This window comes from Pseudomonas sp. RGB, from assembly GCF_007713445.1.
Taxonomy (GTDB): Bacteria; Pseudomonadota; Gammaproteobacteria; order Pseudomonadales; family Pseudomonadaceae; genus Aquipseudomonas.
Genome location: NZ_VMSH01000006.1, coordinates 323,264 through 339,433 on the forward strand (window position 1 = coordinate 323,264; position 16,170 = coordinate 339,433).

Annotated in this window: 30 protein-coding genes; all 30 read right to left on the reverse strand. The window is 54.6% G+C overall.

Going from position 1 to position 16,170, the window contains the following annotated elements:
• Nucleotides 1-65: 65 nt before the first annotated feature.
• The 30 genes from bfr to rpsJ all read right to left on the reverse strand — a co-directional run bounded on the left by bfr (nt 66) and on the right by rpsJ (nt 16,077).
• A complete protein-coding gene (gene bfr / locus FPT15_RS15785) occupies nt 66-530 on the reverse strand; it encodes a bacterioferritin (RefSeq protein ID WP_015886133.1) in 465 nt (154 codons plus the stop codon).
• A gap of 155 nt (nt 531-685) precedes the next feature.
• Entirely contained in the window at nt 686-2,134 is a 1,449-nt protein-coding gene (locus FPT15_RS15790; RefSeq protein WP_145162697.1) for a catalase, read from the reverse strand.
• Between the two features lie 241 nt (nt 2,135-2,375).
• Nucleotides 2,376-2,762, reverse strand: a complete 387-nt coding sequence (gene rplQ / locus FPT15_RS15795) for a 50S ribosomal protein L17 (protein ID WP_003176402.1) — start codon at nt 2,760-2,762, stop codon at nt 2,376-2,378.
• A gap of 41 nt (nt 2,763-2,803) precedes the next feature.
• Complete coding sequence (rpoA, locus tag FPT15_RS15800) at nt 2,804-3,805, reverse strand: DNA-directed RNA polymerase subunit alpha (protein WP_003176403.1); 1,002 nt, start codon at nt 3,803-3,805, stop codon at nt 2,804-2,806.
• A 22-nt stretch (nt 3,806-3,827) separates the two neighbouring features.
• Entirely contained in the window at nt 3,828-4,448 is a 621-nt protein-coding gene (rpsD, locus tag FPT15_RS15805; protein ID WP_003210056.1) for a 30S ribosomal protein S4, read from the reverse strand.
• 18 nt (nt 4,449-4,466) lie between these two features.
• A complete protein-coding gene (gene rpsK, locus FPT15_RS15810; protein WP_002555466.1) occupies nt 4,467-4,856 on the reverse strand; it encodes a 30S ribosomal protein S11 in 390 nt (129 codons plus the stop codon).
• A 30-nt stretch (nt 4,857-4,886) separates the two neighbouring features.
• Nucleotides 4,887-5,243 (reverse strand): 30S ribosomal protein S13, encoded by a 357-nt coding sequence (rpsM, locus tag FPT15_RS15815; RefSeq protein WP_024077676.1) that lies wholly within the window; start codon nt 5,241-5,243, stop codon nt 4,887-4,889.
• A gap of 129 nt (nt 5,244-5,372) precedes the next feature.
• Nucleotides 5,373-5,489 carry a 50S ribosomal protein L36 gene (gene rpmJ, locus FPT15_RS15820; protein WP_002555468.1) on the reverse strand — a complete coding sequence of 39 codons (117 nt, stop codon included), beginning with the start codon at nt 5,487-5,489 and terminating at the stop codon, nt 5,373-5,375.
• Nucleotides 5,490-5,516: 27 nt separating this feature from the next.
• Nucleotides 5,517-6,845, reverse strand: a complete 1,329-nt coding sequence (gene secY / locus FPT15_RS15825) for a preprotein translocase subunit SecY (protein WP_016969470.1) — start codon at nt 6,843-6,845, stop codon at nt 5,517-5,519.
• Nucleotides 6,846-7,283, reverse strand: a complete 438-nt coding sequence (gene rplO, locus FPT15_RS15830; RefSeq protein ID WP_003176407.1) for a 50S ribosomal protein L15 — start codon at nt 7,281-7,283, stop codon at nt 6,846-6,848.
• Between the two features lie 3 nt (nt 7,284-7,286).
• Entirely contained in the window at nt 7,287-7,463 is a 177-nt protein-coding gene (gene rpmD / locus FPT15_RS15835) for a 50S ribosomal protein L30 (RefSeq protein ID WP_003176408.1), read from the reverse strand.
• A gap of 2 nt (nt 7,464-7,465) precedes the next feature.
• Nucleotides 7,466-7,966 (reverse strand): 30S ribosomal protein S5, encoded by a 501-nt coding sequence (rpsE, locus tag FPT15_RS15840; RefSeq protein WP_003176409.1) that lies wholly within the window; start codon nt 7,964-7,966, stop codon nt 7,466-7,468.
• 3 nt (nt 7,967-7,969) lie between these two features.
• Entirely contained in the window at nt 7,970-8,320 is a 351-nt protein-coding gene (gene rplR / locus FPT15_RS15845) for a 50S ribosomal protein L18 (RefSeq protein ID WP_003186037.1), read from the reverse strand.
• Nucleotides 8,321-8,330: 10 nt separating this feature from the next.
• Entirely contained in the window at nt 8,331-8,864 is a 534-nt protein-coding gene (gene rplF / locus FPT15_RS15850) for a 50S ribosomal protein L6 (RefSeq protein ID WP_003176412.1), read from the reverse strand.
• Nucleotides 8,865-8,876: 12 nt separating this feature from the next.
• A complete protein-coding gene (gene rpsH / locus FPT15_RS15855; RefSeq protein WP_010566853.1) occupies nt 8,877-9,269 on the reverse strand; it encodes a 30S ribosomal protein S8 in 393 nt (130 codons plus the stop codon).
• 208 nt (nt 9,270-9,477) lie between these two features.
• Complete coding sequence (gene rpsN, locus FPT15_RS15860; protein ID WP_003176414.1) at nt 9,478-9,783, reverse strand: 30S ribosomal protein S14; 306 nt, start codon at nt 9,781-9,783, stop codon at nt 9,478-9,480.
• A 13-nt stretch (nt 9,784-9,796) separates the two neighbouring features.
• Entirely contained in the window at nt 9,797-10,336 is a 540-nt protein-coding gene (rplE, locus tag FPT15_RS15865) for a 50S ribosomal protein L5 (RefSeq protein ID WP_003194642.1), read from the reverse strand.
• 22 nt (nt 10,337-10,358) lie between these two features.
• Nucleotides 10,359-10,673 carry a 50S ribosomal protein L24 gene (gene rplX, locus FPT15_RS15870; protein WP_007896770.1) on the reverse strand — a complete coding sequence of 105 codons (315 nt, stop codon included), beginning with the start codon at nt 10,671-10,673 and terminating at the stop codon, nt 10,359-10,361.
• An 11-nt stretch (nt 10,674-10,684) separates the two neighbouring features.
• On the reverse strand, nt 10,685-11,053 hold the full coding sequence (gene rplN / locus FPT15_RS15875) for a 50S ribosomal protein L14 (protein WP_002555479.1): 369 nt from the start codon (nt 11,051-11,053) through the stop codon (nt 10,685-10,687).
• A gap of 23 nt (nt 11,054-11,076) precedes the next feature.
• On the reverse strand, nt 11,077-11,343 hold the full coding sequence (gene rpsQ, locus FPT15_RS15880; protein WP_003176419.1) for a 30S ribosomal protein S17: 267 nt from the start codon (nt 11,341-11,343) through the stop codon (nt 11,077-11,079).
• 2 nt (nt 11,344-11,345) lie between these two features.
• A complete protein-coding gene (gene rpmC / locus FPT15_RS15885) occupies nt 11,346-11,537 on the reverse strand; it encodes a 50S ribosomal protein L29 (protein ID WP_002555481.1) in 192 nt (63 codons plus the stop codon).
• Nucleotides 11,537-11,950 (reverse strand): 50S ribosomal protein L16, encoded by a 414-nt coding sequence (gene rplP, locus FPT15_RS15890; protein ID WP_003232424.1) that lies wholly within the window; start codon nt 11,948-11,950, stop codon nt 11,537-11,539. Before rplP ends, rpmC begins: the two co-directional genes overlap by 1 nt.
• A gap of 12 nt (nt 11,951-11,962) precedes the next feature.
• Complete coding sequence (rpsC, locus tag FPT15_RS15895) at nt 11,963-12,649, reverse strand: 30S ribosomal protein S3 (RefSeq protein WP_003176422.1); 687 nt, start codon at nt 12,647-12,649, stop codon at nt 11,963-11,965.
• 13 nt (nt 12,650-12,662) lie between these two features.
• On the reverse strand, nt 12,663-12,995 hold the full coding sequence (gene rplV, locus FPT15_RS15900; protein WP_003103908.1) for a 50S ribosomal protein L22: 333 nt from the start codon (nt 12,993-12,995) through the stop codon (nt 12,663-12,665).
• Between the two features lie 11 nt (nt 12,996-13,006).
• A complete protein-coding gene (rpsS, locus tag FPT15_RS15905; protein ID WP_002555486.1) occupies nt 13,007-13,282 on the reverse strand; it encodes a 30S ribosomal protein S19 in 276 nt (91 codons plus the stop codon).
• Between the two features lie 16 nt (nt 13,283-13,298).
• Nucleotides 13,299-14,123 carry a 50S ribosomal protein L2 gene (gene rplB, locus FPT15_RS15910; protein ID WP_003210080.1) on the reverse strand — a complete coding sequence of 275 codons (825 nt, stop codon included), beginning with the start codon at nt 14,121-14,123 and terminating at the stop codon, nt 13,299-13,301.
• A 14-nt stretch (nt 14,124-14,137) separates the two neighbouring features.
• Entirely contained in the window at nt 14,138-14,437 is a 300-nt protein-coding gene (gene rplW, locus FPT15_RS15915) for a 50S ribosomal protein L23 (RefSeq protein ID WP_002555488.1), read from the reverse strand.
• On the reverse strand, nt 14,434-15,036 hold the full coding sequence (gene rplD, locus FPT15_RS15920) for a 50S ribosomal protein L4 (protein WP_017135963.1): 603 nt from the start codon (nt 15,034-15,036) through the stop codon (nt 14,434-14,436). The genes rplW and rplD overlap by 4 nt, the downstream gene beginning before the upstream one ends.
• Before the next feature lie 12 nt (nt 15,037-15,048).
• Complete coding sequence (rplC, locus tag FPT15_RS15925; RefSeq protein WP_003194649.1) at nt 15,049-15,684, reverse strand: 50S ribosomal protein L3; 636 nt, start codon at nt 15,682-15,684, stop codon at nt 15,049-15,051.
• Between the two features lie 81 nt (nt 15,685-15,765).
• Nucleotides 15,766-16,077 carry a 30S ribosomal protein S10 gene (gene rpsJ / locus FPT15_RS15930; protein WP_003186070.1) on the reverse strand — a complete coding sequence of 104 codons (312 nt, stop codon included), beginning with the start codon at nt 16,075-16,077 and terminating at the stop codon, nt 15,766-15,768.
• Between the last annotated feature and the right edge of the window lie 93 nt (nt 16,078-16,170).

Sequence of the window (16,170 nt, forward strand, 5' to 3'; positions counted from 1 at the left end):
TTTTTCGGGCGCATTAAAAAGCCCCTGTCACTTTGCGGTGACAGGGGCTTTTTTGTAGCCGGGAATCAGAACTGCGATTGCAGATAATTCTCCAGGCCAACCAGCTTGATCAGGCCCAACTGCTTTTCCAGCCAGTAGGTGTGATCTTCTTCGGTGTCGTTGAGCTGCACGCGGAGAATTTCGCGGGTCACGTAGTCGTTGTGCTGCTCACAGAGCTCGATGCCCTTGCAGAGTGCGGCACGCACCTTGTACTCGAGGCGAAGATCGGCTGCGAGCATGTCAGGCACCGTGGTGCCCACATCCAGGTCGTCGGGACGCATACGCGGCGTGCCTTCGAGCATCAGGATACGGCGCATCAGCGCGTCAGCGTGCTGTGCCTCTTCTTCCATTTCGTGGTTGATACGCTCGTAGAGCTCGGTAAAGCCCCAGTCTTCGTACATGCGCGAATGGATGAAATATTGGTCACGAGCTGCCAGTTCGCCCGTCAGCAACGTGTTGAGGTAATCGATTACGTCGGGGTGACCTTGCATCGCCCTACATCTCCCTGCTTGAAAGTCTGTAGTTTGAACCATGATGACCCGAAGGTCACGGGACCAACGGCAGAAAAGTGAAGATTTCCGGAGAAAAGTGGCTGAAATAACGCAAAAACCGCCCAAATGAGGGCGGTTCTGCTTATCGTTTAGACTTAACTAAGCGTTACACCCAATGCCTTTGCGATTGCGTCTCCATAAGCCGGGTCAGCTTTGAAGAAATGCTGCAGTTGGCGCTGAACCACATCGCTGGTGACGCCGGCCATTGCACCGGCAATGTTGCTGACCAGCAGGGCTTTTTGACTCTCGTCCATCAATCGAAACAGTGCACCGGCATGGCTGTAGTAGTCGGTGTCCTCACGGTGATCGTAGCGATCAGCGGCACCGCTCAGGGCCAGGGCGGGTTCTGCATACTGTGGCGCTTGCTTGGGCGCATCAGCGTAACTGTTTGGCTCATAGTTAGGCGCTGCGCCACCATTGCTGCCGAAGGCCATCGAACCATCACGCTGGTAGCTGTTTACCGGGTTGCGTGGGGCGTTCACCGGCAATTGCTGGTGATTGGTACCCACGCGGTAGCGGTGAGCATCGGCGTAAGCGAATACGCGGCCTTGCAGCATGCGGTCAGGTGACAGGCCGACACCCGGCACCATGTTGCTTGGGCCAAACGCGGCCTGCTCTACTTCAGCAAAGTAGTTCTGCGGGTTACGGTTGAGCTCCAGCTCGCCGACTTCGATAAGGGGAAACTCTTTCTGCGACCAGGTCTTAGTCACATCGAAGGGGTTCTCGTAGTGAGCGTTAGCTTGGGCTTCAGTCATGATCTGAATGCAGACACGCCATTTCGGGAAGTCACCCCGCTCAATCGCACCAAACAAATCACGCTGTGCGTAATCAGGGTCTGTACCGGCCAGGCGCGCAGCTTCAGCGGGTGCCAGGTTCTTGATCCCTTGCTTGGTCTTGTAGTGCCACTTAACCCAGTGACGCTCACCACGAGCGTTGATCAGGCTATAAGTGTGACTGCCAAAGCCGTGCATGTGACGGTAGCCGTCAGGAATGCCGCGATCCGAAAAGAGGATGGTGACTTGATGCAACGCTTCCGGAGAGTGCGACCAGAAATCCCACATCATCTGCGCACTTTTCAGGTTGCTTTGCGGCAAGCGCTTTTGGGTGTGGATAAAGTCCGGGAATTTCAGCGGGTCACGGATGAAGAACACAGGCGTGTTGTTGCCCACGATGTCCCAGTTACCTTCCTCGGTGTAGAACTTCAGGGCGAAACCGCGAGGATCGCGCTCAGTGTCGGCCGAACCGCGCTCGCCGCCGACAGTGGAGAATCGCAGAAACGTCGGTGTTTGTTTTCCGACAGACTCGAACAGTTTCGCGCTGGTGTACTGAGTGATGTCTTGAGTAACGGTGAAGGTGCCGTAAGCACCCGAGCCTTTGGCGTGCACGCGGCGCTCAGGAATGTTTTCACGGTTGAAGTGTGCGAGCTTCTCGATCAGGTGGAAATCGTCGAGCAGCAAAGGACCGCGCGGGCCGGCGGTACGGGAATTCTGGTTATCGGCAACGGGCGCACCGCTGGCGGTAGTAAGGACTTTACTCATGCTCAATCTTCCTCAGGTCAGACTCGGAACTGCCGGCTAATCGGCTTGGAGGAAGTATCGACCATCAAGATGACACCATCAAATGCATTAAATCATGGCCTTTGATAGAGAATAACTAATGAGCCATCCGCGCAAACGGCGATGGGTTGATAGAAGCGCGGGCAGCGACGCAGGAAACCCAGGTGGTTTTTTAGACGCGCACAAAAAACCGGGCACTAGGCCCGGTTCTTCGTTGCAGACTGTCGTCTTACTCGGCGGATACAGCTTCGCCGGCAGTAGCACGATCAACCAACTCGACGTACGCCATAGGCGCGTTGTCGCCAGCGCGGAAACCGCACTTGAGGATGCGCAGGTAGCCACCCTCACGGGTAGCGTAACGCTTGCCCAGGTCGTTGAAGAGCTTACCAACGATAGCTTTCGAACGAGTACGGTCGAAAGCCAGGCGGCGGTTAGCCAGGCTGTCTGTCTTGGCCAAAGTGATCAGCGGCTCAGCAACGCGACGCAGTTCTTTAGCTTTCGGCAGTGTAGTTTTGATCAGCTCGTGCTCGAACAGCGACACCGCCATGTTTTGGAACATGGCCTTGCGGTGCGAGCTGGTACGGCTCAGGTGACGACCACTTTTACGATGACGCATGGTTCATTCCTTACCAAACTCACGTTCGGTGATTACGACGATCAGGCAGTCGCCTTGTCGTCCTTCTTAAGACTTGCAGGCGGCCAGTTGTCGAGGCGCATGCCGAGGGACAGACCGCGGGAGGCCAGAACGTCCTTGATTTCAGTCAAGGATTTCTTGCCCAGGTTCGGAGTCTTCAACAGTTCTACTTCGGTACGCTGAATCAGGTCACCGATGTAGTAAATGTTTTCCGCCTTAAGGCAGTTAGCCGAACGTACAGTCAGTTCCAGATCGTCAACCGGGCGAAGCAGGATCGGATCGATCTCGTCTTCCTGCTCGATTACCACTGGTTCGCTGTCACCTTTGAGGTCGACGAACGCAGCCAACTGCTGTTGCAGAATGGTTGCAGCGCGGCGGATAGCCTCTTCAGGATCCAGAGTACCGTTGGTTTCCAGATCAATAACCAGCTTGTCCAGGTTAGTACGCTGTTCGACACGGGCGTTTTCCACCACGTATGCGATACGGCGAACCGGGCTGAACGAAGAGTCAAGCTGCAAGCGACCAATGCTGCGGCTTTCGTCTTCATCGCTCTGACGCGAGTCGGCCGGTTCATAACCACGACCACGAGCTACAGTGAGCTTCATGTTCAGGGCGCCGTTAGACGCCAGGTTAGCGATTACGTGATCGGGGTTAACGATCTCGACATCATGATCCAGCTGAATATCGGCAGCGGTAACCACCCCCGAACCCTTCTTCGACAAGGTCAGCGTAACTTCGTCACGGCCGTGCAGCTTGATAGCCAGACCTTTAAGGTTCAACAGGATTTCAATTACGTCTTCCTGTACACCTTCGATGGCGCTGTACTCGTGGAGCACACCGTCAATCTCGGCCTCGACTACTGCACAGCCGGGCATTGAGGACAACAGGATGCGGCGCAGCGCGTTGCCCAGGGTGTGGCCAAAACCACGCTCGAGAGGCTCGAGAGTGATCTTGGCGCGGGTTGGACTGACAACCTGCACATCAATGTGGCGGGGTGTCAGGAACTCATTTACCGAAATCTGCATGGATGCACCTATTTTCTAGCCCTTACTTGGAGTAGAGCTCGACAATCAGGCTTTCGTTGATGTCGGCGGACAGATCACTGCGAGCAGGAACGTTCTTGAAAACGCCCGACTTCTTCTCAGTGTCTACTTCTACCCATTCTACGCGGCCACGTTGGGCACACAGATCGAGAGCTTGGACAATGCGAAGTTGGTTTTTTGCTTTCTCGCGAATCGCGACCACGTCACCAGCACGAACCTGGTAAGACGGGACGTTAACGGTTTGGCCGTTTACGCTGACGGATTTGTGCGATACCAGCTGACGGGATTCGGCACGAGTCGAACCAAAGCCCATACGGTATACAACGTTGTCCAGACGGCATTCGAGCAGTTGCAGCAGGTTTTCACCGGTTGCACCTTTCTTGCCAGCAGCTTCTTTGTAGTAGCCGCTGAACTGACGCTCGAGAACGCCATAAATACGACGGACCTTCTGCTTTTCACGCAGTTGGGTGCCGTAATCGGACTGGCGACCGCGGCGTTGGCCGTGGATACCAGGTGCTGCTTCAATGTTGCACTTCGATTCGATCGCGCGCACGCCGCTCTTCAGGAAGAGATCGGTGCCTTCGCGACGAGCGAGTTTGCATTTTGGACCAATGTAACGAGCCATTCTTTACAATCTCCTGGATTACACGCGGCGCTTCTTCGGCGGACGGCACCCGTTGTGCGGGATTGGCGTCACGTCGGTGATGCTGGCGATCTTATAGCCACAGCCGTTCAAAGCACGGACAGCAGACTCACGACCTGGACCTGGACCTTTGACGTTGACGTCGAGGTTTTTCAGGCCGTATTCCAGCGCAGCTTGACCAGCACGTTCAGCAGCTACTTGAGCAGCAAACGGGGTGGACTTGCGGGAACCGCGGAAACCCGAACCACCAGAGGTAGCCCAAGACAGCGCGTTACCTTGACGGTCGGTGATGGTCACGATGGTGTTGTTAAAAGATGCATGGATGTGGGCGATGCCATCAACCACTGTCTTTTTAACTTTTTTACGAGGACGAGCAGCAGGTTTTGCCATGATAATTTTCCTGTCGATTCGCTGGGGCGATTACTTGCGGATCGGCTTACGCGGACCTTTACGGGTACGCGCGTTAGTCTTGGTACGCTGACCGCGTACTGGAAGACCACGACGATGACGCAGACCGCGATAGCAACCGAGGTCCATCAAACGCTTGATTTTCATGTTGATTTCGCGACGCAGGTCACCTTCAGTGGTGAACTTCGCCACTTCGCCACGCAGCAATTCAATCTGCTCGTCGCTCAGATCCTTGATCTTAGCGGCTGGGTTTACCCCAGCAACTGCGCAAATTTTCTGCGCAGTAGTGCGACCAACACCATAGATGTAGGTCAGCGAGATAACAGTGTGCTTGTTATCTGGAATGTTAACGCCTGCAATACGGGCCATTCAGTGGGACTCCAATTGACAGCTACCTACGCCCCGGAAGCCAAGAAATAGGGCGCGAGATAATATCGCTGTAATAACAAATAATCAACCCGGCAGCGCACTAGCTGCCGGGCTTCAAGCGGATCACACTCAGCCTTGGCGCTGTTTGTGACGCGGTTCCGCGCTGCAAATTACTCGAACAACACCTTCGCGGCGAATAATCTTGCAGTTACGGCACAGCTTTTTCACCGATGCACGAACTTTCATCACCAACTCCTCGAACCTTATGGGTACTCAGCGCAACATGCCGCTGCCGTAACCCTTCAGGTTGGCTTTCTTCATCAGGGATTCGTACTGGTGCGAAACGAGGTGCGATTGTACTTGGGACATGAAGTCCATCACAACCACGACCACGATCAGCAACGAGGTCCCGCCAAGGTAGAACGGAACGTTTGCTGCAACCACCAGGAACTGGGGCAACAAGCACACGGCCGTCATATATAGAGCACCGAACAGGGTCAAACGAGTCAGAACGCCATCAATGTAGCGCGCAGACTGCTCACCTGGACGAATACCCGGAATAAAGGCACCGGACTTCTTCAGGTTTTCCGCTACGTCTTTCGGATTGAACATCAACGCCGTATAGAAGAAGCAGAAGAAAATAATCCCTGCACTAAACAGCAGAATATTCAACGGCTGACCAGGAGCGATCGACTGAGAGAGGTCCTGCAGCCAGCCCATGTTTTCAGACTGACCAAACCAGGTACCCAACGAAGCCGGAAACAGCAAAATGCTGCTCGCGAAAATTGCCGGAATAACACCGGCCATATTCACTTTCAGCGGCAAGTGGCTGGTCTGCGCAGCGAAGACCTTACGGCCCTGCTGACGCTTGGCGTAGTGAACAGCAATACGACGCTGGCCACGCTCAATGAACACCACAAAACCGATAATCGCTACTGCCAGCAAACCGATAGCAACCAGGGCGAAGATATTGATATCACCCTGACGTGCAGACTCGAAAGACTGCCCAATTGCTCTCGGAAGACCGGCGACGATACCTGCGAAAATCAACATCGAGATACCGTTACCAACACCACGCTCAGTAATCTGCTCACCCAGCCACATCATAAACATCGCACCAGCCACAAAAGTGGATACCGCGACGAAATAGAAGCCAAAGTCACCAGTGAACGCAACGCCCTGCCCTGCCAGGCCAACGGACATGCCGATAGCTTGAACCAGGGCGAGGACGACAGTGCCGTAGCGGGTGTACTGGCTAATCTTGCGACGGCCAGCTTCACCTTCCTTCTTCAACTGCTCCAACTGCGGGCTGACGGCGGTCATCAGTTGCATGATGATCGATGCCGAAATGTACGGCATGATCCCCAGTGCAAAGATGCTCATCCGTTCCAGCGCGCCGCCGGAAAACATGTTGAACAAGCTAAGAATGGTCCCCTCATTCTGTCGAAACAGGTCTGCGAGTCGGTCCGGGTTGATACCTGGAACCGGGATGTGTGCGCCTATTCGGTAGACGATAATCGCCAGGAACAGAAAACGCAGACGAGCCCAAAGTTCAGACATACCGCCTTTGCCGAGCGCTGAGAGAGCACCTTGCTTAGCCATTTATTCCTCGAACTTGCCGCCAGCTGCTTCGATAGCCGAACGCGCACCTTTGGTGGCGCCGATTCCCTTGCCGATAGTGACAGCGCGAGTCACTTCACCGGACAGCATGATTTTCACACGCTGTACGTTGACGTTGATCACGTTGGCATCTTTCAGGGTCTGCACAGTAACGATGTCGCCTTCCACTTTAGCCAGCTCGGACAGACGCACTTCTGCGCGGTCCATAGCCTTCAGGGAAACGAAACCGAACTTAGGCAGGCGACGATGCAGCGGCTGTTGGCCGCCTTCAAAGCCTGGAGCGATGGTGCCACCGGAGCGGGAGGTTTGACCTTTGTGGCCACGGCCACCAGTCTTACCCAAACCGCTACCGATACCACGGCCCGGACGATGCTTTTCGCGACGGGAACCCGGCGCTGGACTCAGATCATTGAGTTTCATCGATTAACCCTCTACACGCAGCATGTAGTAAGCCTTGTTGATCATCCCGCGATTCTCGGGAGTATCCTGGACTTCTACAGTGTGACCGATGCGACGCAGACCCAAACCCTTAACGCACAGTTTGTGGTTAGGAATGCGGCCGGTCATGCTTTTGATCAGCGTTACTTTAACGGTAGCCATGATCAGAAGATCTCCTTGACAGTCAAACCACGCTTGGCAGCGATGGACTCAGGAGATTGCATAGCTTTCAAACCTTTGAAAGTGGCGTGAACCACGTTTACCGGGTTAGTCGAGCCGTAGCACTTGGCCAGAACGTTCTGAACGCCAGCAACTTCGAGGACAGCACGCATAGCGCCGCCAGCGATGATACCGGTACCTTCAGAAGCAGGCTGCATGTACACCTTCGAAGCGCCGTGAGCGGACTTCATTGCGTACTGCAGAGTGGTGCCGTTCAGATCAACTTGGATCATGTTGCGACGAGCAGCTTCCATTGCCTTCTGGATCGCAGCAGGCACTTCACGTGACTTGCCACGGCCGAAGCCAACGCGCCCTTTACCATCACCAACCACGGTCAACGCGGTGAAAGTGAAGATACGGCCGCCTTTAACGGTTTTGGCTACGCGGTTAACTTGAACCAGCTTCTCAATGTAGCCTTCGTCGCGCTTTTGGTCGTTATTTGACATAACTTAGAACTCCAGCCCAGCTTCACGAGCAGCATCAGCCAGCGCTTTCACGCGACCGTGGTACTTGAAGCCAGAGCGGTCGAAAGCCACTTGCGAGACGCCAGCGGCCTTAGCACGCGTAGCGACCAGCTGGCCAACCTTTGTGGCCGCGTCGATGTTGCCAGTGGCACCATCACGCAGTTCTTTATCCAAAGTCGAGGCGCTTGCCAGGACTTTGTTGCCGTCGGCCGAGATGACCTGGGCGTAGATGTGCTGCGACGAGCGGAACACGCAGAGACGCACGACTTCGAGTTCGTGCATTTTCAGGCGTGCTTTGCGAGCGCGACGCAGTCGAGTAACTTTTTTGTCGGTCATTTGCTATGCCCTACTTCTTCTTGGCTTCTTTACGACGGACGACTTCGTCCGCGTAGCGCACACCTTTGCCTTTGTACGGCTCTGGTGGACGGAAGTCGCGGATCTCAGCGGCCACCTGACCTACCAGCTGCTTATCAATACCCTTGATCAGGATATCGGTCTGGCTAGGGGTCTCAGCGGTGATGCCTTCCGGCAGTTCGTAATCCACTGGGTGCGAGAAGCCAAGGGCCAGGTTCAAAACCGTGCCTTTTGCTTGCGCTTTGTAACCAACACCGACCAGCTGGAGCTTACGCTCGAAGCCTTGGCTTACGCCTTGGACCATGTTGTTTACCAACGCACGCGTGGTACCGGCCATTGCGCGAGTTTGTTGATCGCCATTGCGAGCAGCGAAACGCAGCTCACCAGCTTCTTCAACGATCTCAACGGACGAATGGATGTTCAGTTCAAGAGTGCCCTTGGCACCCTTCACCGAAAGCTGTTGGCCTGCGAATTTTACTTCGACACCGGCTGGCAGCTTAACGGGGTTCTTAGCGACGCGAGACATGCTTATCCCCCCTTAGAACACAGTGCAAAGAACTTCGCCGCCGACACCGGCAGCGCGCGCAGCACGATCCGTCATCACACCTTTGTTGGTGGAGACGATAGACACGCCCAGACCGCCACGAACTTTCGGCAGATCTTCAGCGGACTTGTACTGACGCAAGCCTGGACGGCTAACGCGCTTCACTTCCTCGATGACCGAACGGCCTTCGAAGTACTTCAGCTCGATGGACAGCAGTGGTTTTGTTTCGCTGCTGATCTGATAACCCGCAATGTAGCCTTCGTCTTTCAGGACTTTGGCAACAGCTACCTTCAACTTGGAAGATGGCATGCTTACGACGGACTTTTCAGCCATCTGGGCATTACGGATACGAGTTAGCATGTCCGCTAACGGGTCCTGCATACTCATGGGCTAGACGCTCCTAATACAAAAAAATTAGCCTTGCGGCTACATATGTCGCCGAGAATCTCCGGGCATAGAAAACACGGGCTCAGGCGAGCCGGGTATTCTAGACACACTCCGGAAATGAAACAAGCCCCAAAAGGGGCTTGTTCCAGATTCAAGGTCACCGGTGGTCAGTATCTTGCGACGCAGACCACCCAGACTTCGAAAGTACTTACCAGCTGGCTTTAACCAGACCTGGCACGTCACCACGCATTGCCGCTTCACGCAGTTTGTTACGGCCGAGGCCGAACTTGCGGTAAACGCCGTGTGGACGACCGGTCAGGCGGCAGCGGTTACGCATGCGCGAAGCGCTTGCGTCACGTGGCTGCTTCTGCAGAGCAACTGTAGCTTCCCAACGTGCTTCTGGACTTGCGTTCAGATCAACGATGATTGCTTTCAGTGCTGCACGCTTCTTGGCGTACTTGGCAACCGTGAGCTGACGCTTCAGCTCGCGGTTTTTCATGCTCATCTTGGCCATGGTCCTACTCCAATCAGTTGCGGAACGGGAATTTGAAAGCACGCAACAGGGCGCGACCTTCATCATCGTTCTTGGCAGTGGTGGTCAGGGTGATGTCCAGACCGCGGAGAGCATCGATCTTGTCGTAGTCGATTTCCGGGAAGATGATCTGCTCTTTCACGCCCATGCTGTAGTTACCACGACCATCGAAGGACTTGGCATTCAGGCCGCGGAAGTCGCGAACCCGAGGCAGGGAGATCGACAGCAGACGATCCAGGAATTCGTACATACGCTCACGGCGCAGAGTCACTTTGACGCCGATCGGCCAACCTTCACGGACTTTAAAGCCAGCGATGGATTTCCGAGCGTAAGTCACAACGACTTTTTGACCGGTGATCTTTTCCAGGTCAGCAACAGCGTGCTCGATGACTTTTTTGTCGCCGATCGCTTCGCCCAGACCCATGTTCAGGGTGATTTTGGTAACGCGCGGAACTTCCATCACGTTCCCGAGCTTAAGTTCTTCCTTAAGCTTGGGGGCGATTTCCTTCCGGTAAATCTCTTGTAGTCGTGCCATGGTCTTATCTACCTAGCAGTGTTCAAGCATCAACCGCTTTTTGGGTCGACTTGAAGACACGAATTTTCTTACCGTCTTCTACTTTGAAACCAACACGATCAGCCTTGTTGGTTTCGCCATTGAAGATGGCGACGTTAGAAGCGTGCAGTGGCGCTTCTTTCTCGACGATACCGCCTTGTACGCCCGACATCGGGTTAGGCTTGGTATGACGCTTGACCAGGTTCAGACCACCAACGACCAGACGGTCATCAGCAAGAACCTTCAGCACCTTACCGCGCTTACCTTTGTCTTTGCCGGCGATCACGATGATCTCGTCGTCACGACGAATCTTTTGCATGTCGGATCTCCTTACAGCACTTCTGGGGCGAGCGAGACGATCTTCATGAACTTCTCAGTACGAAGTTCACGGGTCACTGGCCCAAAGATACGGGTGCCGATCGGCTCTTGCTTGTTGTTCAGAAGAACAGCAGCGTTGCCATCAAAGCGGATAATGGAGCCATCTGCACGGCGTACGCCGTGACGAGTGCGGACTACAACAGCAGTCATCACTTGGCCTTTTTTCACTTTACCGCGAGGAATTGCTTCCTTGACGGTAACTTTGATGATGTCACCGATACCAGCGTAACGACGATGGGAGCCACCCAGCACCTTGATGCACATAACACGGCGAGCGCCGCTGTTATCGGCCACATCGAGCATGGATTGAGTCTGAATCATATAATTTCTCCGACCCCTAGTCCTTAGACTTCCACAGCGCGTTCGAGAACATCAACCAGTGCCCAAGACTTGGTCTTGGCCAGCGGACGAGTTTCACGAATAGTGACTTTGTCGCCGATGTGGCACTGATTGGTTTCGTCGTGCGCGTGCAGCTTAGTCGAACGCTTAACATATTTACCGTAGATCGGGTGCTTAACGCGACGCTCGATCAAAACGGTGATGGTTTTGTCCATCTTGTCGCTGACAACACGGCCAGTCAGCGTACGGACAGTCTTTTCGGCTTCAGCCATGATCACTTACCTGCCTGCTGGTTGAGCACAGTCTTCACGCGAGCGATGTCACGCTTAACTTGCGAGAGCAGATGAGACTGCCCCAACTGGCCAGTTGCTTTCTGCATACGCAGATTGAACTGGTCGCGCAGCAAGCCGAGCAGTTGCTCGTTCAGCTGCTGTGCGGATTTTTCACGAAGTTCATTCGCTTTCATCACATCACCGTCCGTTTAACAAAGGCGGTGGCGAGCGGCAGCTTTGCAGCAGCCAGGGCAAAAGCCTCACGCGCCAGCTCTTCAGTTACACCCTCGATTTCATACAGGACTTTGCCTGGCTGAATCTGGGCTACCCAGTATTCCACGTTACCCTTACCTTTACCCATCCGAACCTCGAGAGGCTTTTTGGAGATCGGCTTGTCCGGGAATACACGGATCCAGATCTTGCCGCCACGTTTTACGTGACGGGTCAGAGCACGACGCGCTGACTCGATCTGACGAGCGGTGAGACGACCACGAGCTACAGACTTCAGCGCGAACTCGCCGAAGCTGACTTTGCTACCGCGCTGTGCCAGACCACGGTTGTGGCCTGTCATCTGCTTGCGGAACTTCGTACGCTTAGGTTGCAACATTTGGCGTACCCCTTACTTAGCAGCTTTTTTACGAGGCGCTGGTGCTTGTGGTTTCAGTTCTTCTTGGCGACCACCAATTACTTCGCCTTTGAAGATCCAAACCTTTACACCGATCACACCGTAAGTGGTGTGAGCTTCGTAGTTGGCATAGTCGATGTCGGCACGCAGGGTGTGCAGTGGCACACGACCTTCGCGATACCATTCAGTACGTGCGATTTCAGCACCGCCGAGACGACCGCTCACTTGGATTTTGATGCCTTTGGCACCAATGCGCATGGCGTTCTGCACGGCGCGCTTCATAGCGCGACGGAACATTACGCGACGCTCCAGCTGCTGAGCTACGCTCTGCGCAACCAGCATACCGTCGAGCTCCGGCTTGCGGATCTCTTCGATATTGATGTGCACAGGCACACCCATTTGCTTGGTCAGGTCCTGACGCAGTTTCTCAACATCTTCACCTTTCTTCCCGATAACGATACCTGGACGAGCGGTGTGGATGGTGATACGTGCAGTTTGTGCCGGACGATGGATATCGATACGGCTTACGGACGCGCTTTTTAGTTTGTCTTGGAGATACTCACGCACCTTCAGATCAGCGAACAAATAGTCCGCATAAGTCCGACCGTCTGCGTACCAGACGGAGGTGTGCTCCTTGACGATTCCCAGGCGAATGCCAATGGGATGTACTTTCTGACCCATCTCTTCGACTCCGTTACTTGTCAGCAACCTTGACAGTGATATGGCAAGACCGCTTGACGATGCGATCAGCACGGCCTTTGGCACGTGGCATGATGCGCTTCAGCGAACGCCCTTCGTTGACGAAAACGGTGCTGACCTTCAGGTCATCAACGTCTGCGCCTTCGTTATGCTCGGCGTTGGCTACGGCCGACTCCAGCACTTTCTTCATGATCTCGGCGGCTTTCTTACTGCTGAAAGCCAACAGGTTGAGCGCTTCGCCCACCTTCTTCCCGCGGATCTGGTCGGCGACCAAGCGGGCTTTCTGGGCGGAGATTCGAGCGCCCGACAACTTAGCGGCTACTTCCATTTCCTTACCCCTTAACGCTTGGCTTTCTTGTCTGCCACGTGCCCACGATAAGTGCGGGTACCGGCAAACTCGCCTAGTTTGTGGCCGACCATGTCTTCGTTAACGAGAACTGGGACGTGTTGACGACCGTTGTGTACTGCGATGGTCAAACCGACCATTTGTGGCAGGATCATCGAACGACGCGACCAGGTCTTAACTGGTTTGCGATCGTTCTTTTCCGCCGCCACTTCGATCTTCTTCAGTAGGTGAAGATCAATAAAAGGACCTTTTTTCAGAGAACGTGGCACTGTCGTATCCCTCTATTTACTTGCGACGACGGACGATCATTTTGTCGGTACGCTTATTACCACGAGTCTTCGCGCCCTTAGTCGGGAAGCCCCATGGCGATACCGGATGACGACCACCAGAGGTACGACCTTCACCACCACCGTGTGGGTGGTCAACCGGGTTCATGGCAACACCACGAACGGTTGGGCGAACGCCACGCCAGCGTTTGGCACCAGCTTTACCCAGCGAACGCAGGCTGTGCTCGGAGTTCGAGACTTCACCCAGGGTCGCGCGGCATTCAGCCAGCACTTTACGCATCTCACCAGAACGCAGACGCAGGGTCACATAGACACCTTCACGAGCGATCAGCTGAGCCGAAGCACCAGCGGAACGAGCGATTTGCGCGCCTTTACCTGGCTTCAATTCGATGCCGTGTACGGTGCTACCAACTGGAATGTTGCGCAGTTGCAGAGCGTTGCCCGGCTTGATCGGTGCCAAAGCACCTGCGATCAGCTGGTCGCCAGCGCTCACGCCTTTAGGGGCGATGATGTAGCGACGCTCGCCATCTGCGTACAGCAGCAGAGCGATGTGAGCAGTACGGTTTGGATCGTATTCGATACGCTCGACAGTGGCAGCGATGCCATCTTTGTCGTTGCGACGGAAGTCGACCAGACGATAATGCTGCTTATGGCCACCACCGATGTGACGAGTGGTAATACGACCATTGTTGTTACGACCACCAGTCTTCGATTTCTTCTCGAGCAGCGGTGCGTGAGGAGCGCCTTTATGCAGCTCCTGGTTGACCACCTTGACCACAAAACGGCGGCCAGGGGAAGTCGGTTTGCATTTAACAATTGCCATGATGCACCCCTTCCTTACTCAGCACTGCTGCTGAAATCGAGATCTTGGCCTGGCTGAAGGGAGATAACTGCCTTCTTCCAGTCATTACGCTTGCCCAGACCGCGAGCAGTGCGCTTGCTCTTACCCAGAACATTCAGGGTAGTAACACGCTCAACTTTCACGCTGAACAGGCTTTCGACGGCCTTCTTGATTTCCAGCTTGGTTGCGTCAGTTGCAACCTTGAAAACGAACTGGCCTTTCTTGTCAGCCAGAACCGTAGCCTTTTCGGAAACGTGCGGGCCAAGCAGAACTTTAAATACGCGTTCCTGGTTCATCCCAGCAGCTCCTCGAATTTCTTCACGGCCGACACGGTGATCAACACCTTGTCGTATGCGATCAGACTAACTGGATCGGAACCTTGCACGTCACGTACATCAACGTGTGGCAGGTTACGAGCAGCCAGGTACAGGTTCTGATCAACAGCTTCAGACACGATCAAAACGTCGGTCAGGCTCATGTTGTTCAGTTTGCCCAGCAGATCTTTGGTTTTTGGACTTTCAACAGCGAAGTCCTGAACCACGACCAGACGATCAGTACGCACGAGTTCAGCAAGGATGGAGCGCAGTGCTGCGCGGTACATCTTCTTGTTGAGCTTCTGAGTGTGATCCTGAGGACGAGCTGCGAAAGTGGTACCGCCGCCACGCCAGATTGGGCTACGGATAGTACCGGCACGAGCACGGCCAGTACCTTTCTGACGCCAAGGGCGCTTACCGCCACCACGTACGTCGGAACGGGTCTTTTGCTGCTTGCTACCTTGACGGCCGCCGGCCATGTAGGCCACGACTGCTTGGTGAACCAGCGTCTCGTTGAATTCGCCGCCAAATGTCAGTTCGGAAACTTCGATCGCTTGAGCGTCATTTACATTTAATTGCATGTCAGCTTCCCCTTAACCGCGAGCCTTGGCCGCTGGACGTACAACCAGGTTGCCGCCAGTAGCGCCAGGAACAGCACCCTTGACCAACAACAGATTGCGTTCAGCGTCGACGCGCACTACTTCGAGGGACTGCACGGTCACGCGCTCAGCGCCCATATGACCGGACATTTTTTTGCCCTTGAATACACGACCAGGAGTCTGGCACTGGCCAATAGAGCCCGGGACGCGGTGGGAAACGGAGTTACCGTGAGTGTTGTCTTGACCACGGAAATTCCAACGCTTGATCGTACCCTGGAAGCCTTTACCTTTGGACTGACCGGTTACATCAACCAGTTGACCAGCGGCGAAGATTTCAGCGTTGATCAGATCGCCAGCCTGGTAGTCGCCGTCTTCGAGACGGAACTCCATAACAGTGCGACCAGCTGCAACGTTTGCTTTAGCGAAGTGACCTGCTTGAGCAGCAGTCACGCGCGAAGCACGACGCTCGCCGACAGTGACTTGCACTGCACGATAGCCATCGGTTTCTTCAGTTTTGAACTGGGTGACGCGATTCGGTTCGATCTCAATGACCGTGACCGGAATGGAGACACCTTCTTCGGTGAAAATACGGGTCATACCGCATTTACGACCGACTACACCAATAGTCATGTTGTAAACCTCATGAGTGTACGGGGCTTTCACCCGCTATGGCCGCCCATTTCAGAGCGTTACACGACTAAGACCCAAGTCTTAGCCGAGGCTGATCTGTACTTCCACACCGGCCGCCAGATCGAGCTTCATAAGTGCATCAACGGTTTTATCCGTTGGCTGGACGATGTCCAGTACGCGCTTATGAGTACGGATCTCGTACTGGTCACGCGCGTCTTTGTTGACGTGCGGGGAGACCAGAACGGTGAACCGCTCTTTACGGGTAGGCAGTGGAATTGGACCACGCACTTGAGCACCAGTACGTTTCGCGGTTTCCACGATTTCCTGGGTGGATTGGTCGATCAGGCGATGGTCAAAAGCCTTCAACCTGATACGGATTTGCTGATTTTGCATTGGATTTCAGACTCCGGCTGCTATTCCCAGCGAGCGCAATACGCCCGTTAAAAGGAGGCGCAATTCTATAGACGGCCCTGATAGGTGTCAACC

What these genes read in the sequence shown, in the direction of transcription:
- bfr (WP_015886133.1), bottom strand. Translation starts at nt 530, where the DNA reads ATGCAAGGTCACCCCGACGTAATCGATTACCTCAACACGTTGCTGACG.
- rplQ (WP_003176402.1), bottom strand. Translation starts at nt 2,762, where the DNA reads ATGCGTCATCGTAAAAGTGGTCGTCACCTGAGCCGTACCAGCTCGCAC.
- rpoA (WP_003176403.1), bottom strand. Translation starts at nt 3,805, where the DNA reads ATGCAGATTTCGGTAAATGAGTTCCTGACACCCCGCCACATTGATGTG.
- rpsD (WP_003210056.1), bottom strand. Translation starts at nt 4,448, where the DNA reads ATGGCTCGTTACATTGGTCCAAAATGCAAACTCGCTCGTCGCGAAGGC.
- rpsK (WP_002555466.1), bottom strand. Translation starts at nt 4,856, where the DNA reads ATGGCAAAACCTGCTGCTCGTCCTCGTAAAAAAGTTAAAAAGACAGTG.
- rpsM (WP_024077676.1), bottom strand. Translation starts at nt 5,243, where the DNA reads ATGGCCCGTATTGCAGGCGTTAACATTCCAGATAACAAGCACACTGTT.
- rpmJ (WP_002555468.1), bottom strand. Translation starts at nt 5,489, where the DNA reads ATGAAAGTTCGTGCATCGGTGAAAAAGCTGTGCCGTAACTGCAAGATT.
- secY (WP_016969470.1), bottom strand. Translation starts at nt 6,845, where the DNA reads ATGGCTAAGCAAGGTGCTCTCTCAGCGCTCGGCAAAGGCGGTATGTCT.
- rplO (WP_003176407.1), bottom strand. Translation starts at nt 7,283, where the DNA reads ATGAAACTCAATGATCTGAGTCCAGCGCCGGGTTCCCGTCGCGAAAAG.
- rpmD (WP_003176408.1), bottom strand. Translation starts at nt 7,463, where the DNA reads ATGGCTACCGTTAAAGTAACGCTGATCAAAAGCATGACCGGCCGCATT.
- rpsE (WP_003176409.1), bottom strand. Translation starts at nt 7,966, where the DNA reads ATGTCAAATAACGACCAAAAGCGCGACGAAGGCTACATTGAGAAGCTG.
- rplR (WP_003186037.1), bottom strand. Translation starts at nt 8,320, where the DNA reads ATGACCGACAAAAAAGTTACTCGACTGCGTCGCGCTCGCAAAGCACGC.
- rplF (WP_003176412.1), bottom strand. Translation starts at nt 8,864, where the DNA reads ATGTCTCGCGTCGCTAAGAACCCCGTTAAGCTGCCAGCCGGTGTCGAA.
- rpsH (WP_010566853.1), bottom strand. Translation starts at nt 9,269, where the DNA reads ATGAGTATGCAGGACCCGTTAGCGGACATGCTAACTCGTATCCGTAAT.
- rpsN (WP_003176414.1), bottom strand. Translation starts at nt 9,783, where the DNA reads ATGGCCAAGATGAGCATGAAAAACCGCGAGCTGAAGCGTCAGCTCACG.
- rplE (WP_003194642.1), bottom strand. Translation starts at nt 10,336, where the DNA reads ATGGCACGACTACAAGAGATTTACCGGAAGGAAATCGCCCCCAAGCTT.
- rplX (WP_007896770.1), bottom strand. Translation starts at nt 10,673, where the DNA reads ATGCAAAAGATTCGTCGTGACGACGAGATCATCGTGATCGCCGGCAAA.
- rplN (WP_002555479.1), bottom strand. Translation starts at nt 11,053, where the DNA reads ATGATTCAGACTCAATCCATGCTCGATGTGGCCGATAACAGCGGCGCT.
- rpsQ (WP_003176419.1), bottom strand. Translation starts at nt 11,343, where the DNA reads ATGGCTGAAGCCGAAAAGACTGTCCGTACGCTGACTGGCCGTGTTGTC.
- rpmC (WP_002555481.1), bottom strand. Translation starts at nt 11,537, where the DNA reads ATGAAAGCGAATGAACTTCGTGAAAAATCCGCACAGCAGCTGAACGAG.
- rplP (WP_003232424.1), bottom strand. Translation starts at nt 11,950, where the DNA reads ATGTTGCAACCTAAGCGTACGAAGTTCCGCAAGCAGATGACAGGCCAC.
- rpsC (WP_003176422.1), bottom strand. Translation starts at nt 12,649, where the DNA reads ATGGGTCAGAAAGTACATCCCATTGGCATTCGCCTGGGAATCGTCAAG.
- rplV (WP_003103908.1), bottom strand. Translation starts at nt 12,995, where the DNA reads ATGGAAGTAGCCGCTAAGTTGTCGGGCGCTCGAATCTCCGCCCAGAAA.
- rplB (WP_003210080.1), bottom strand. Translation starts at nt 14,123, where the DNA reads ATGGCAATTGTTAAATGCAAACCGACTTCCCCTGGCCGCCGTTTTGTG.
- rplW (WP_002555488.1), bottom strand. Translation starts at nt 14,437, where the DNA reads ATGAACCAGGAACGCGTATTTAAAGTTCTGCTTGGCCCGCACGTTTCC.
- rplD (WP_017135963.1), bottom strand. Translation starts at nt 15,036, where the DNA reads ATGCAATTAAATGTAAATGACGCTCAAGCGATCGAAGTTTCCGAACTG.
- rplC (WP_003194649.1), bottom strand. Translation starts at nt 15,684, where the DNA reads ATGACTATTGGTGTAGTCGGTCGTAAATGCGGTATGACCCGTATTTTC.
- rpsJ (WP_003186070.1), bottom strand. Translation starts at nt 16,077, where the DNA reads ATGCAAAATCAGCAAATCCGTATCAGGTTGAAGGCTTTTGACCATCGC.